Raw genomic sequence first — 13,989 nt, forward strand, 5'->3', positions numbered from 1 at the left:
TTGTCGGTAAGTCGATATATTTCAATAATCGCTGATATATTTCAAGTTACGGTCGATATATTCTAATAATCGCCGATATAATTTGAGTTACAGTCGATATATTCCAATAATCGCTGATATATTTTCACTTATACTACACAAAAAAAGCTACCAGCACGGTAGCTTTTACTTTTTCTTCATATCCGCTGCTTTTTTTACAACTACACCACAAGCAATTCGATCGCCTGATTTACCTGTCGGTTGTGTCATACCATCATCAGGGTTTTCTGTAATAATAATAGACGCTCCATCTTTTCTATGAATCGTCGTTTTTCCTTCTTCAAGTGTGATGTGAGGTGCATCGATTTCCGCTTTAATCTTTCCAGAACCATCTGCAACTACGTTCGGTAAATCACCGTTTTCTGCACCCTTCGGATTAAGAAGACCATGTTTTTTATCATCAGGATTAAAATGATTCCCGGATGATTCAAAACGAGGTGCCTTACACTCTCCGATTTCATGTACATGTAGTCCGTGTGGTCCTGGCGTGAAACCTTCTCCTTTAATCGTAATTTTCACGCCACTTGTTTGCTGCACTACTTTCGCAGTCCCTACTTCATCTCCTGAAGCATTATGTAATTTCACTTCAATTTCTTTCGGCTTTCCTTGGTCACAACCTGCCATCAGAAATAATAAACAACAACTGAAAAAAAGCCGTTTCTTCATTCCATTCCCTCCAAAATATATTCTGCCCTTAGATTGTCCGAGCATAGAGGGAAACATACAAAAATGAGTTACTGTTTCTTTTCCGCTAAAAGTTTTTCTTCAACTTTCTGTAATCGCTCCGCTTCGCGTTTTGATACACGAATGAACATACGCCACGTAGCAACGGCACCAATGATAAATAGCACGCAAACAATCCCTGGAATAATATATTCTGTTTTATCTTCCGGAAAATATAAAGGCATCATATAGAACACTCCTTATTATAGGATTTATAAAACATCAGAATTTTCTGTTATATCACTTTAAATTATAGTGGAACCTATCCATATTCTCAAGGGGGCGTTCCGAAAGCGAATGATTTCTTTGACTCCTTCTCCTACTTTCCTTACTATAAACTTGAGGTGAAAAATATGAGAGAAACATTTGAAATTGGTGAAATCGTTACTGGTATTTATAAAACAGGAAAATACATCGGCGAAATTACAAATCGCCGTCCTGGTAGTTATGTCGTAAAAGTATTAGCTGTTTTAAAACATCCGGTGCAAGGTGACTTACATAACGTAAAACAAGCTGACGTACCATTTTTCCATGAAAGACGTGCTTTAGCTTTTCGTGAGCAAACGAACATTCCAGAGCAAATGGTAAAGAAATATGAAGGAGAAATTCCGGATTATACCGAGTCACTAAAATTAGCATTAGAAACTCAAATGAATTCATTTTCTGAAGATGATTCACCTTTTGCAGAGCGTAGTCTAAAAACATTAGAACGGTTAAAGAAAGACTACAAACTGTAAAAAACAAAACGACCAAATTACATAATGTGCAATTTGGTCGTTACTGTGTGCTCACTTTCTTTAACACTTTTGAAAAATCAACGAGTTCTCCTAATGTTGGAGGTGCTGGTTTTACTAAATACTCTTTATCTTTTTCTACTAGTTTAAAAATATTGTACGTCGTCATCGCATCATCAAGCGCACAATGATGCTTCCCTGTCCCTACTTTTCCGTACGCCTCAATTGCTTTCCATAATCCTGTTTGATTTCTTTCTCCAAAAAACTTTTTATACTCAAGCGATAAATCACGACACTGTCCGAAGAATGGAAAAGCTATCCCTGCCATTTCACAATTATGCTTCAGCACTTTCATATCCATATTTCCCCACGTTACAATTGTCGGTTTACATTTCGTTTCGTATTCTGCAAGCTTCTTAACGAGTTCAGGAAATGAAATCCCTTTATCCACGACTTCTTGTTTTATTCCTAAAAACTTCTTACATCGATCCGTTAAAGAGGGAAATGTTTTCGGCCTGACATGTGATGAATACGTATCTTCCACCTTACAGCCAGCAACTGAAACGAGTCCTACCTCAATAATTTCCGGAAAAAATCCTTTCGGTTTCTTTCTATGCTGGGGCATCGTAAACTCAAAGTCTAAAAATAAAAATCGTTGTTCATCCATACGATCCCTTCCTTATCATTTTTGTCATTCCTTTCTATTTGACACTCCTACACGAACAAGCTCGAATGCTAATTCCATTTTAAATATTCAGATTGGATGTATCTTATATATATGTCAAATGCCCACAAATATTTTAAAAAATAAGAAAAAATGACCTATGCAGAAAATATGACAAAATCCCTCCTTTCATTTACATCCGCAGTTTTTCTACTTTATAATGACGTTATGTGTGTTTCATCTAGTTAATATTTGACACACTAAGAAAAACGAATGAAAGGAGATGAGATTTTTGCACGAAACAACGCAAGAACTCGCTAACTGGCAGTATTATTTTGCTATCGCAGTCTTTTTAATTACATATGCCATTATTATTTCTGAAAAAATTAATCGCGCTGTCATCGCACTTCTTGGTGCAGCATTCATGGTAATTGTGGGGGTCGTCGATTTACATAACGCCTTTACGAAACATATTGAATGGGGAACGATTACGCTACTCATCGGTATGATGATTTTGGTGAACATTACGAGTAAATCAGGTGTTTTCCAATACGTTGCCATTAAAGCAGCAAAAGGGGCACAAGGAAATCCAATTAAAATTTTAATTTCCCTTTCCCTACTTACCGCGCTTGGCTCCGCATTTTTAGATAACGTTACAACTGTACTTCTTGTTGTTCCAGTTACTTTATCTATTACGCGCATACTGCAAGTAAATCCTGTTCCATATTTACTTTCTGAAATTATTTTTTCAAACATTGGGGGAACAGCAACATTAATTGGTGATCCACCTAACATTATGATTGGTTCTGCCAATAAGCATTTAGACTTCAATGCTTTCTTATTGAATCTAGCACCAATCGTAATTATTATTATTGGAGTTACAGCAACAATACTTTACTTCATGTACCGTAAACAATTAATTGCCGATCCTGTACAAGTTAAAAAATTAATGAGCTTAGATGAAAAACAATACATTAAAGATCCAGTATTAATGAAAAAATCTTTAACAGTGCTTGGACTTACGATTGTAGGTTTCATGACTCATTCTATTTTCCATATTGATGCGGCTATCATTGCCTTAACTGGTGCTACTGTACTTATGTTAATTGGTGTGAAAGAGCATGAAATTGAAGAAGTATTTGCAAGCGTAGAGTGGGTAACAATTTTCTTCTTCGCAGGGCTATTCGTACTTGTTGGAGGACTTATCGATATTGGTCTTATCAAAATGTTAGCTCAAAAAGTAATTGGTATAACAGGCGGAGATATTTCTTACGCATCCATCCTTATTTTATGGGTATCTGGTATCGCCTCTGCAACAATTGATAACATCCCATTCGTCGCAACAATGATTCCACTTATTAACGATATGGCAGTTGGGCTAGGCTTATCACCATCTGATGCACAAATCGATGTATTATGGTGGGCATTAGCACTAGGTGCTTGTCTCGGCGGAAACGGAACATTAATCGGAGCTTCTGCTAACGTAATCGTTGCAGGTATCGCGAGCCGCGAAGGACATAAATTTAGTTACATGGAATTCCTAAAAGTCGGTTTCCCAATTATGATCGTTTCATTAATCATTTCTCACATTTATATTTACTTACGCTACCTTATGTAATAGAAAAAGCGCTCTGATAATCAGGGCGCTTTTTTTACTTATATCTAAAATATATCGACTTATCAACAAAAACGAAAAATCTACTCTTTATATCTCACCGGTTCATTTCGAATAATAAATAAATGAATCGGTAAAAAAACCGAAAATGTGATTACATGAATAATCGTAAATAATATAGAGTTCGTTCCATATCTGTCTAAAATAGCGTAGATAAGATAAATGGACAATACAATCGATACAGCTGTTGCTAGTAAACTTATAATTGGTACGAAATTAAAAATGAAACATGCAACATATATACCGAATACTTTCCACCCTGCTTCTTCTTTCAAAAAATCTGGTAATTTATCTTTCGCTAAGTCACCCCACGTCTTACTATTCAAAAACGGAATAAACGCAAGCACCCCGTCCGTTGCACCATCATTTTTCGCCATCGAATAAAGTGCAAAAGCCGTTAACAAATATGAAATAATTGCCCAAATCAATATAACAAGAATAAACGCAAAACTAAGAGCAAAGAAACCTGCTAGTACGCCTTGATCCTCCATCTTATCCTCTCCTCTCTACTTTCAACATATTTCATTACATTGCAAGTTATGTTTTAAAATTTATCCAAACTCTTTGTATAATAAGAGAAGAAAGAAAATAAGAGAGGAGAAACACTTATGCATCCATTTGTAAAAGCATTACAAGAGCATTTTACAGCTCATCAAAATCCTGAAAAAGCAGAACCTATGGCTCGTTATATGAAAAATCACTTCCCATTTCTAGGTATTCAAACACCGGAAAGACGCCAATTATTAAAAGACGTCATTCAAATACATACTCTCCCAGATAAAAAAGACTTCCAAATTATCGTACGTGAGCTTTGGGACTTACCAGAACGTGAATTCCAAGCGGCCGCACTTGATATTATGCAAAAATATAAAAAGCATATAAACGAAACTCATATCCCCTTCTTAGAAGAACTTATTGTCACAAAATCTTGGTGGGACTCTGTCGATAGCATCGTCCCTACATTCTTAGGTACTATCTTTTTAAAACACCCAGAATTGATTTCTGCGTATATTCCAAAATGGATTGCATCAGATAACATATGGTTACAACGCGCCGCTATTTTATTCCAACTGAAATATAAACAAAAGATGGATGAAGAACTTCTTTTCTGGATTATTGGACAACTACATTCTTCAAAAGAATTTTTCATTCAAAAAGCGATTGGCTGGATCCTTCGTGAATATGCAAAAACAAATCCGGATGTAGTTTGGGAATACGTGCAAAACAACGAGCTCGCTCCATTAAGTAAGCGTGAAGCAATTAAGCATATTAAAGAAAATTACGGAATAAATAATGAAAAAATAGGCGAGACTCTATCATAGATAGACGCGTTCCTCTATTGAGATTTAAAAAAGAACGTGTTAGAATATGTTCATTATTACTAATATAAGTAGCGATGACGGACTTATAAGTACTTGCATAAAAAGCGATTCAGGGATAGTGAAAGCCTGAAGCCGCAAGGAAACGGCAGTCCCGAGCAATACATGATAAAGTGGATGCACCTTTTGTGTATCAACTAGGGTGGAACCGCGGGCAAACGCTCGTCCCTAGGCAAATAAGCCTTGGGATGAGCGTTTTTTTATGTTCTTTTTAGCATATACTGCTCGTTTCCAAAGTACCAGAGTATGTCATCGCCAATACGTTAACTTTCAAAAGGAGGATTTTCTTATGTATTCAATGGAACAAGTTGTAAACTTAGCGAAACATCGCGGTTTTGTTTTCCCTGGTTCTGAAATTTACGGTGGTCTTGCAAACACTTGGGATTACGGTCCACTTGGAATCGAATTAAAAAATAACGTTAAAAAAGCTTGGTGGAAAAAATTCATTCAAGAATCTCCATACAACGTTGGTTTAGACGCAGCTATTTTAATGAACCCTAAAACTTGGATCGCTTCTGGTCACGTTGGTAACTTCAACGATCCAATGATCGACTGTAAAAAATGTAAAGCTCGTCACCGTGCTGACAAATTAATTGAGGATGCTTTAGATGCAAAAGGCATCGAAATGGTTGTTGACGGTCTTACTTTCGACCAAATGGCTGACTTAATGAAAGAACATGAAGTAAAATGTCCTGATTGCGGTAGTGAAGAATTCACTGAAATTCGTCAGTTCAACTTAATGTTCAAAACATTCCAAGGTGTTACAGAGTCTAGCACAAACGAAATCTTCCTTCGTCCTGAAACAGCACAAGGTATTTTCGTAAACTTCAAAAACGTTCAACGCTCTATGCGTAAAAAGCTTCCATTTGGTATTGGCCAAATCGGTAAGAGTTTCCGTAACGAAATCACGCCTGGTAACTTCACATTCCGTACACGTGAATTCGAACAAATGGAACTTGAATTCTTCTGTAAGCCTGGTGAAGATTTAGAGTGGTTCGCATTCTGGCGTGAAACTTGTAAAAACTGGTTACTTTCACTTGGTATGACTGAAGAGAGCATGCGTCTTCGTGACCACGGTGAAGAAGAGTTATCTCACTACAGTAATGCAACAACTGACATCGAATTCAAATTCCCATTCGGTTGGGGCGAACTTTGGGGCGTTGCATCTCGTACAGACTTCGACTTAAAACGTCACATGGAACACTCAAACGAAGACTTTAACTATATCGATCCACAAACGAATGAGCGTTACGTACCATACTGCATCGAGCCATCTTTAGGCGCAGACCGCGTAACATTAGCATTCTTATGTGATGCATATGAAGAAGAGCAATTAGAAAACGATTCTCGTACAGTTCTTCGTTTCCACCCTGCTTTAGCACCATACAAAGCAGCTATCTTACCATTATCTAAAAAGCTATCTGAAGGTGCTACTGAAGTATTCGCAGAATTAGCTAAAGACTTCATGGTAGACTTTGATGAAACTGGTTCTATCGGTAAACGTTACCGTCGTCAAGACGAAATCGGTACACCATTCTGTATCACATACGACTTCGACTCAGTTGAAGACAAAGCTGTTACAGTACGTGACCGTGACACAATGGAACAAGTTCGTATGCCAATTAGCGAACTAAAAGGTTTCTTAGAGAAGAAAATCCAGTTCTAATTATAAAAAAAGAGGCTGCTCATAAGAGCGCCTCTTTTTTACTTTTCACGTTTTTCTTTAATTGCTACTGTACATCTTGATATACATAGTAAATCATCATTTTCATCAATAATGCGAATATCCCAAACCATTGTCGATTGTCCTCTATGTATTGGTGTTCCAATCGCTGTTACAATTCCATCTTTCTTTGATCGAATGTGGTTTGCATTAATTTCTAATCCGAAACAAATACATTTTTCTTGATCAATTAAATTGTATGAACCAACACTTGCCACTGTTTCCGCTAATGCAACCGATGCACCGCCATGTAAAAATCCAAATGGCTGATGCGTACGCTCATCAACAGGCATCGTAGCAACCACCTTATCTTCTGTCATCTCTAACAACTCAATTCCAAGTGAATCCATTAAAGTTTTTGCCATATCGCTTCCTCCTTCTCTTGTTTTAATTAAATGTATAATTTTACCTATTTATTTTCAAACTACTTATAACACTTATATAAGGAGGCTTCACCTAAATGAAACAGAAATTTTGTATATTACTGCTTATGTTCTCCTTGCTGACTATTGTACCAAATTGTGCAATAACAGCCAAAGCATCTAACCTGACAATCGATGTTAAGACTGTAACGCAAAAAGGTAAGAAACCTTATATAGAATATCAAATAAATAGGCCTTCTTTTCACAACTTTTCTGACTCTACATTTCTAAATAAGCTCAATTTATACTACAAAAAATCCACTGACAAATTTAAAAACAAATTAGAAAAAGAAGCAAAAAAATATTATAAAGAAACAGAAGGATCTAGTACACCATTTCATCCGTACGTAGCTAATGTTGATTATAAAATCTCTTTAAACAAACCACCTTTTCTTAGCCTATATGTGAATTACTATCAATATACTGGCGGAGCACACGGTCTTTATGCGTGGAAGGCAAATACATTTGATTTAAACGAAAAAAAGCTACTGCACTTAGACGATTTATTTCAACAAAAAGATAAATATAAAGATGTAATCCGTGCAGAGATTGTAAGACAAATTAAACAAAATGAAAGTATTTATTTTCCTGATGCGACTGAAAAGGTAATGAGTATGAAAAAGTTTCACTTCTTTTTAGAGCCAGACAATCTCGTCATTTATTTCCCTTTATATGAGATTGCTCCGTATTCAAGTGGAATTCCGCAATTCCGTATTCCATATACATTACTAAGGGACTATTTAAAGCCTTCTTATCAAAATATTTTGATTGACAACAAGTAAATATTTTCGCTACGATAATGTTAACCTAAAAACAACAGGAGGTTAACATTATGAGGAGATTACATGTTTTAGATTTAGCATTAGCTGCCATGTTCGTTGCTCTTATGGCCATCGGTGCAAATATTGTATCTTGGGCACCATTCCTTCAAGTAGCGGGCATCCCATTATCTATGCAACCATTTTTCGCAATTTTAGCAGGTCTTCTTCTTGGAAGTAGACTTGGTGCTTTATCCATGGCTGTTTATATGCTCGTTGGCGTAGCAGGCGCACCAATCTTCGCTAACTTCAAAGCTGGATTTGGAGCACTTTTAGATCCTACTGGTGGTTTTATTATCGCATTTATTATCGTTGCTTACGTATCAGGAAAATTAGTAGAACAAAAAGAAAGACCAACATTCATTACATTTGCAATTGCCTCTTTCACAGGAATTATTTTAACTTATATAATCGGTACTACTTACATGTACGGGGCAGTCAATCTCTTTATGGGCGGTAATATGAGTTATAAAGCTGCTTGGATGATTATGATGTGGTTCGCAGTAAAAGATATTGCATTTACAATTATCGGTGCTATTATCGCACCTCGCATATACTATGCTGTGCGTCGTTCTGCTTATCAGCATTCTCATTCGACGATTTCATAATAAAAAAAGAGTTATTGCAGCTTGCTGCAATAACTCTTTTTTTTATATTAAGACTCTTGATTCGATTGTTCTTCTAAAATTTTCTTCATCATTGCAACCATGTCATCACGTAATTCTGGGTGTTGCAGGGCCATTTCAATTGTCGTTTGAACAAATCCTAGCTTTTCACCTACGTCGTAGCGCTTTCCTTCGAAATCGTAAGCAAATACACGTTGAATTTCATTTAAGCTTTGGATTGCATCTGTTAACTGAATTTCACCGCCAGCACCGACATGTTGCTGTTCTAAGAACATAAAGATTTCAGGCGTTAAAATGTAACGGCCCATAATCGCTAAGTTTGAAGGTGCTGTACCTTGTGCTGGTTTCTCAACGAAATTGCGAACTTGGTAACGACGACCTTCTTGTTCTAATGGATCGATAATTCCGTAACGGTGTGTTTCTGTTTCTGGAACAGTTTGTACACCAATAACAGAAGAAAGTGTTTTTTCATACTCATCCATTAATTGACGTAAACATGGTTTCTCAGCTTGGACAATATCATCACCTAGTAACACTGCAAACGGCTCATCACCAATGAATTTACGTGCGCACCAAACAGCATGCCCTAGCCCCTTCGGCTCTTTTTGACGGATATAATGAATATCTACCATTTTTGAAGAAGCTTGTACTTTTTCAAGCAACTCATATTTTTTCTTCTCTAATAAGTTTTGCTCTAGTTCAAATGCGTTATCGAAATGATCTTCGATAGAACGCTTCGTTTTACCAGTAACGATAATAATATCTTCGATGCCCGATTTCACTGCTTCTTCTACAATGTACTGGATCGTTGGTTTATCTACTATTGGTAACATTTCTTTCGGCATTGCTTTCGTTGCTGGTAAAAAACGTGTTCCTAATCCAGCTGCTGGGATTATCGCTTTTCTTACTTTTTTCATCACAAAATACCCTCTCTCCTGTCGGAATTAATAGCAATTATTTCCTACATAAAACAAAAGGGAGATTTCGCTCCCTTTTGTTCCTTACTACTTAAAATTACTTTGTATTATAAACGATTCATAATGTCTTCTTTAATAGTAAGTAACTTTTGTTCACTATTTTGTAAAGAACTATCTTGTACACCGAAGTAGAACTTAATCTTCGGTTCAGTTCCAGATGGACGTAGGCAGAACCATGAACCATCTTCTAATTGATATTTTAACACATTTGATTTCGGTAAGTGAATCTCTTCTTTATGTCCATCTTGTAAAGATGTAACGATACTTGCTTTATAGTCCTCCACTGCTACGACTGTTAAGCCCGCTACTTCTTTCGGAGGATTCTCACGGAACGTCGCCATCATCTCTTGGATTTGTTCCGCTCCATCTTTTCCTTTTAACGTTAACGATACAAGGTCTTCACGGAAGAAACCATACTTCTCAAATACTTCTAATAGACCATCATATAACGTTTTCCCTTGTGATTTGTAGTATGCAGCTACTTCACATGCAAATAGGACAGATTGTACTGCATCTTTATCACGGCAGAATGGACGGATTAAATAACCATAGCTTTCCTCATAACCGAATTGGAATTCGTATTGTCCGCTTTCTTCATACTGTCTAATTTTCTCACCGATAAATTTAAATCCAGTTAACGTATCAACTGTATCTAAACCGTATGCTTTTGCAATTGTACGGCCAATTTCAGACGTTACGATTGTTTTTAATACGACACCGTTCTCTGGAAGCGTTCCGTTTTCTTTCTTTTGAGATAGTAAGTAATCAAGCATTAAAGCACCTGTTTGGTTACCTGTTAATACTTGGAACTCACCATTATGATTACGAACTGCTACACCAAGGCGATCTGCGTCAGGATCAGTTGCGATTAATACATCTGCGCCTACCTTTTCACCGTCACGAATTGCATACTCAAACGCTGCGTGCTCTTCTGGGTTCGGTGATTTTACTGTAGAGAAGTTTGGATCTGGTAACTCTTGCTCTTTTACAACTGTTACATCTGTAAATCCAACTTCTTTTAAACCACGGCGTACAGAAATATTTGATGTTCCGTGTAATGGTGTAAAGACGATTTTTAAGTCTTTACCAACCTTTTGTACCATTTCTTTATTAATGATGACATTGTTCAATTCTGCAGCATATGCATCATCTACTTCTTGTCCAATAATATGTAATAAACCGTCAACTTTTAATTGCTCTACATCAGCGACTTCAACTGTTAATTCATCTTCTACTGCGTTTACGTAGCTAATTAACTCATCTGCCTCTTTTGGAGGCAACTGTCCACCATCTTCACCGTATACTTTATATCCGTTATATTCAGGCGGATTATGGCTTGCCGTAAGAACGATTCCACTTACTGTATGTAAATGACGAACTGCGAAAGAAAGCACTGGCGTTGGACGTAAGCTTTCAAACACATATGTTGTGATACCACGTGCACCAAGTGTAGCAGCGACTTCCATTGCGAACTCAGGTGATTTATGTCGAGAATCATAGGCTACAACAACACCTCGTTTTTTCGCTTCCTCACCTAACTTTTCAATAAAGCTTGCTAATCCTTTTGTTGCTTTACGAACTGTATATACGTTTAAGCGGTTCGTACCAGCACCAAGTTCACCACGCATACCACCTGTGCCGAACTCTAGATTTTTATAAAAGCTATCCTCGATTTTCTTCTCATCTTGCTTCATGTTTTCTAGCTGTTCTTTTAATTCTGCATCTAATTGCGCGTAAGAAAGCCAGCGATCAAATTCTTGTTTCCAATTCATTCTTCTCTCTCCTCTCGCTCGTCATACCTTTATTATATGAAAAAAACATGCTGTATCTCAATATTTTATAAAATCTAGCAGGATTTTACTAGGAATATTTGTATACACTATGGTTAAATACTCCACTAAAGGGAATGAGGATTATGCACGAATGGGGCTTGTCAGAAGAGCTCAAAATACAAACAAAGCAAATGATTGAAATTGCTGAAAAAGAACTATCGATTATGAGGAACGCAATCGATAAAGAAGACGAATGTATTTTATGCAAAATGGAAGATATTCATCATATGTTAGCAAATGTGCAAACATTGGCAGCTACATACTATATTCAGGCATATTTATCACCTTATACGGAAAGTTCATCTTTTATTACGACAGCTATCCAACATTTAAGCGCTAGAAAACATGGTGCTCTTATCGTTGTGGAACGAAATGAGACGCTTGAAGCTTTCATTCAAACTGGAACGACATTAAACGCTCATTTAACTGCGCCATTACTCGAATCAATATTTTACCCAGGTAACCCTCTTCATGACGGTGCCGTTCTCGTAAAAAATAATCATATAGTCTCAGCTGCTAATATTCTTCCTTTAACGAAAAGTACAGAAGTTGATCCTGAGCTAGGAACACGTCACAGAGCTGCAATAGGCTTATCAGAAAAGAGTGATGCACTTATATTAGTTGTCTCTGAAGAAACGGGCCGTACTTCTTTTGCTTTAAATGGGGTTTTGTATACGATTTCTTTATAAAGTGAAACTTTAATCAGCCCTCACCAATCGAGCGTTTACGGGCAACCCCACCTCACTTCTTTGCTTCCACTGAATTTTGAGGTGTGGGTCTTACTGCCCGACAAATAGCAGGATAAACAAACCTATAAAAAAGAAGACTGTTCCAAAATATTGGAACAGTCTTCACTTATACTCTTATTCTTCTCCGAAACGCTCCACAAGTGTTGCAAGTGTACGTACCATTGCACCAGTTGCTCCAGCTGGACCTAAGTCGTGCGCGCCTTTTGTTTCTGATGTTCCAGCGATATCTAAGTGTACCCACGGTGTATCTTCAGCGAATTCGCCTAGGAATGTACCTGCCATAACCGCATGTCCTTCACGGCCTGGTGAGTTATTTAAATCAGCAAACTTACTGTTTCTCACACGTTCTTTATCGCGATCAAAAATCGGTAGTTGCCAAATTGGTTCATCTGTTTCCATAGAAGCCTCTAGCACTTGCTCAAATAACTCTTCATTATTTGTCATTGCGCCTGTCGTATTGTTTCCAAGTGCAACAATTACACCGCCTGTTAATGTTGCAACATCAACAAGGTAGTTCGCACCAAGTTTTTTCGCATACGTAATACCATCAGCTAAAGCTAGACGACCTTCTGCATCCGTATTTAACACTTCAATTGTTTTTCCACTCATAGATGTGATTACATCGTCTGGCTTAAATGCCGTACCACTTACAACGTTATCAGTTGAAGGAATAACAGCGATCACATTTTGTTCTGGGCGCAGTTCTCCGATAATTTCCATCGCACCTAATACAGCAGCTGCACCGCCCATATCACCTTTCATACCAACCATGCCTTCACGTGGTTTTAAAGAATAACCACCTGTATCGTATGTAATACCTTTTCCAACGAATCCAATGACATCTGTCCACTCTTCTTTTCCTTTATAAATAAGAGCAATCATTTTTGGTGGCTCTACACTACCTTGGTTTACTGCAAGTAACGCACCCATACCAAGATCTTCCATCTCTTCTTTCTCAAGAACTTTATAGTCCATATCATACTTCTCCGCTAACTCAACAGCATACTCAGCAAGCTTCGTCGCTGTTAATACGTTTGGTGGCATATTTACAAGTGTACGAGCTGAATTTGTTGCACGTCCATGTACGTAGCCAACTGTTAATGCGGCTTCAATTTCTTGTGCATCTTCCGCTGTAATAGCCGTGAACTTCTCTAACTCTACACGATCCTTTTTATCTGATTTATACGTTTGTAACTCATATGTACCAAGACCTTGTACCTCTGCTGCAATATGAGCGACATCAATCGCGTCTAATTTCTCTGTTACGAAAGAATCAAGTAAGATTGCTGCATCTTGTACTTTTGCTGCTTGTAATGTTTTAAACGCTTTTCCAAGAGCCACACGTAACGTTTCTGTCGTATAAGACTCTTTCTTGCCTAAACCAACAAAGTAATAACGTTTCACATTTGTTTTTCCTAAGCTATGTACTTTCGAAATGGCCTTTTTCTTCGTAGATAATTCTTTCTCTTCTAGTAAAACTTGTAATTGTCCTTCAAACGCTTTGTCCAGTTCTTGTACAAAACTACTCATTTTCTCTTCTTCAAATAAAGCGACAATTACTGCTTCATGACTTGCTAATTCTTTTTGTACTTGAAACATGTTCAGACCCCCTAAATTTCTCTACCACC

15 protein-coding genes are annotated in these 13,989 nt (G+C 37.2%); 7 read left to right on the plus strand and 8 right to left on the minus strand.

What is annotated here, in order from left to right:
- Window positions 1-165 precede the first annotated feature (165 nt).
- A complete protein-coding gene (gene sodC, locus AC241_RS24410) occupies window positions 166-705 on the minus strand; it encodes a superoxide dismutase [Cu-Zn] (RefSeq protein WP_029443499.1) in 540 nt (179 codons plus the stop codon).
- Between the two features lie 68 nt (window positions 706-773).
- Complete coding sequence (locus AC241_RS34910; RefSeq protein WP_000982763.1) at window positions 774-950, minus strand: hypothetical protein; 177 nt, start codon at window positions 948-950, stop codon at window positions 774-776.
- A gap of 165 nt (window positions 951-1,115) precedes the next feature.
- Here AC241_RS34910 and kapB point away from each other — a divergent pair, with 165 nt between their 5' ends.
- A complete protein-coding gene (gene kapB / locus AC241_RS24420) occupies window positions 1,116-1,499 on the plus strand; it encodes a kinase-associated lipoprotein KapB (RefSeq protein WP_050844641.1) in 384 nt (127 codons plus the stop codon).
- Between the two features lie 40 nt (window positions 1,500-1,539).
- Here the strand turns inward: kapB and kapD are convergent, their stop codons facing one another.
- Window positions 1,540-2,163: a 3'-5' exonuclease KapD gene (gene kapD / locus AC241_RS24425; protein ID WP_000344356.1), complete on the minus strand. Its 624-nt coding sequence runs from the start codon at window positions 2,161-2,163 to the stop codon at window positions 1,540-1,542.
- A 289-nt stretch (window positions 2,164-2,452) separates the two neighbouring features.
- Here kapD and AC241_RS24430 point away from each other — a divergent pair, with 289 nt between their 5' ends.
- Complete coding sequence (locus AC241_RS24430; RefSeq protein ID WP_000545210.1) at window positions 2,453-3,778, plus strand: ArsB/NhaD family transporter; 1,326 nt, start codon at window positions 2,453-2,455, stop codon at window positions 3,776-3,778.
- 80 nt (window positions 3,779-3,858) lie between these two features.
- Here the strand turns inward: AC241_RS24430 and AC241_RS24435 are convergent, their stop codons facing one another.
- On the minus strand, window positions 3,859-4,326 hold the full coding sequence (locus AC241_RS24435) for a hypothetical protein (RefSeq protein ID WP_000390061.1): 468 nt from the start codon (window positions 4,324-4,326) through the stop codon (window positions 3,859-3,861).
- Between the two features lie 117 nt (window positions 4,327-4,443).
- Between AC241_RS24435 and AC241_RS24440 the strand changes: the two genes are divergently transcribed.
- Together AC241_RS24440 and AC241_RS24445 are read left to right on the plus strand one after the other, a co-directional pair.
- On the plus strand, window positions 4,444-5,157 hold the full coding sequence (locus AC241_RS24440; RefSeq protein WP_029443501.1) for a DNA alkylation repair protein: 714 nt from the start codon (window positions 4,444-4,446) through the stop codon (window positions 5,155-5,157).
- Between the two features lie 346 nt (window positions 5,158-5,503).
- Entirely contained in the window at window positions 5,504-6,880 is a 1,377-nt protein-coding gene (locus AC241_RS24445; RefSeq protein ID WP_000287154.1) for a glycine--tRNA ligase, read from the plus strand.
- A 38-nt stretch (window positions 6,881-6,918) separates the two neighbouring features.
- Here the strand turns inward: AC241_RS24445 and AC241_RS24450 are convergent, their stop codons facing one another.
- Window positions 6,919-7,302: a hotdog fold thioesterase gene (locus AC241_RS24450; RefSeq protein WP_016079885.1), complete on the minus strand. Its 384-nt coding sequence runs from the start codon at window positions 7,300-7,302 to the stop codon at window positions 6,919-6,921.
- 95 nt (window positions 7,303-7,397) lie between these two features.
- Here AC241_RS24450 and AC241_RS24455 point away from each other — a divergent pair, with 95 nt between their 5' ends.
- A complete protein-coding gene (locus AC241_RS24455) occupies window positions 7,398-8,141 on the plus strand; it encodes a DUF3298 and DUF4163 domain-containing protein (protein WP_050844642.1) in 744 nt (247 codons plus the stop codon).
- 50 nt (window positions 8,142-8,191) lie between these two features.
- The gene (locus AC241_RS24460; RefSeq protein WP_029443502.1) at window positions 8,192-8,785 is read left to right on the plus strand and encodes a biotin transporter BioY; all 594 of its coding nucleotides are present in this window, start codon (window positions 8,192-8,194) and stop codon (window positions 8,783-8,785) included.
- A 47-nt stretch (window positions 8,786-8,832) separates the two neighbouring features.
- Here the strand turns inward: AC241_RS24460 and galU are convergent, their stop codons facing one another.
- Together galU and AC241_RS24470 are read right to left on the minus strand one after the other, a co-directional pair.
- Window positions 8,833-9,720, minus strand: coding sequence for a UTP--glucose-1-phosphate uridylyltransferase GalU (gene galU, locus AC241_RS24465; protein ID WP_016079882.1), 888 nt, complete (start codon window positions 9,718-9,720; stop codon window positions 8,833-8,835).
- 107 nt (window positions 9,721-9,827) lie between these two features.
- Window positions 9,828-11,552, minus strand: a complete 1,725-nt coding sequence (locus AC241_RS24470; protein ID WP_050844643.1) for a phospho-sugar mutase — start codon at window positions 11,550-11,552, stop codon at window positions 9,828-9,830.
- Between the two features lie 143 nt (window positions 11,553-11,695).
- On the opposite strand from AC241_RS24470, the gene cdaS reads away from it, so the two are divergent.
- A complete protein-coding gene (cdaS, locus tag AC241_RS24475; protein ID WP_000545251.1) occupies window positions 11,696-12,301 on the plus strand; it encodes a sporulation-specific diadenylate cyclase CdaS in 606 nt (201 codons plus the stop codon).
- 174 nt (window positions 12,302-12,475) lie between these two features.
- Here the strand turns inward: cdaS and pepA are convergent, their stop codons facing one another.
- Complete coding sequence (gene pepA, locus AC241_RS24480; RefSeq protein WP_050844644.1) at window positions 12,476-13,960, minus strand: cytosol aminopeptidase; 1,485 nt, start codon at window positions 13,958-13,960, stop codon at window positions 12,476-12,478.
- Window positions 13,961-13,989: the final 29 nt, after the last annotated feature.

Source organism: Bacillus thuringiensis, from assembly GCF_001182785.1.
Lineage (GTDB): Bacteria > Bacillota > Bacilli > Bacillales > Bacillaceae_G > Bacillus_A > Bacillus_A thuringiensis_S.

Coding starts and splice junctions, on each gene's coding strand:
- sodC (WP_029443499.1), bottom strand. CDS start 705: ATGAAGAAACGGCTTTTTTTCAGTTGTTGTTTATTATTTCTGATGGCA.
- AC241_RS34910 (WP_000982763.1), bottom strand. CDS start 950: ATGATGCCTTTATATTTTCCGGAAGATAAAACAGAATATATTATTCCA.
- kapB (WP_050844641.1), top strand. CDS start 1,116: ATGAGAGAAACATTTGAAATTGGTGAAATCGTTACTGGTATTTATAAA.
- kapD (WP_000344356.1), bottom strand. CDS start 2,163: ATGGATGAACAACGATTTTTATTTTTAGACTTTGAGTTTACGATGCCC.
- AC241_RS24435 (WP_000390061.1), bottom strand. CDS start 4,326: ATGGAGGATCAAGGCGTACTAGCAGGTTTCTTTGCTCTTAGTTTTGCG.
- AC241_RS24440 (WP_029443501.1), top strand. CDS start 4,444: ATGCATCCATTTGTAAAAGCATTACAAGAGCATTTTACAGCTCATCAA.
- AC241_RS24445 (WP_000287154.1), top strand. CDS start 5,504: ATGTATTCAATGGAACAAGTTGTAAACTTAGCGAAACATCGCGGTTTT.
- AC241_RS24450 (WP_016079885.1), bottom strand. CDS start 7,302: ATGGCAAAAACTTTAATGGATTCACTTGGAATTGAGTTGTTAGAGATG.
- AC241_RS24455 (WP_050844642.1), top strand. CDS start 7,398: ATGAAACAGAAATTTTGTATATTACTGCTTATGTTCTCCTTGCTGACT.
- AC241_RS24460 (WP_029443502.1), top strand. CDS start 8,192: ATGAGGAGATTACATGTTTTAGATTTAGCATTAGCTGCCATGTTCGTT.
- galU (WP_016079882.1), bottom strand. CDS start 9,720: ATGAAAAAAGTAAGAAAAGCGATAATCCCAGCAGCTGGATTAGGAACA.
- AC241_RS24470 (WP_050844643.1), bottom strand. CDS start 11,552: ATGAATTGGAAACAAGAATTTGATCGCTGGCTTTCTTACGCGCAATTA.
- cdaS (WP_000545251.1), top strand. CDS start 11,696: ATGCACGAATGGGGCTTGTCAGAAGAGCTCAAAATACAAACAAAGCAA.
- pepA (WP_050844644.1), bottom strand. CDS start 13,960: ATGTTTCAAGTACAAAAAGAATTAGCAAGTCATGAAGCAGTAATTGTC.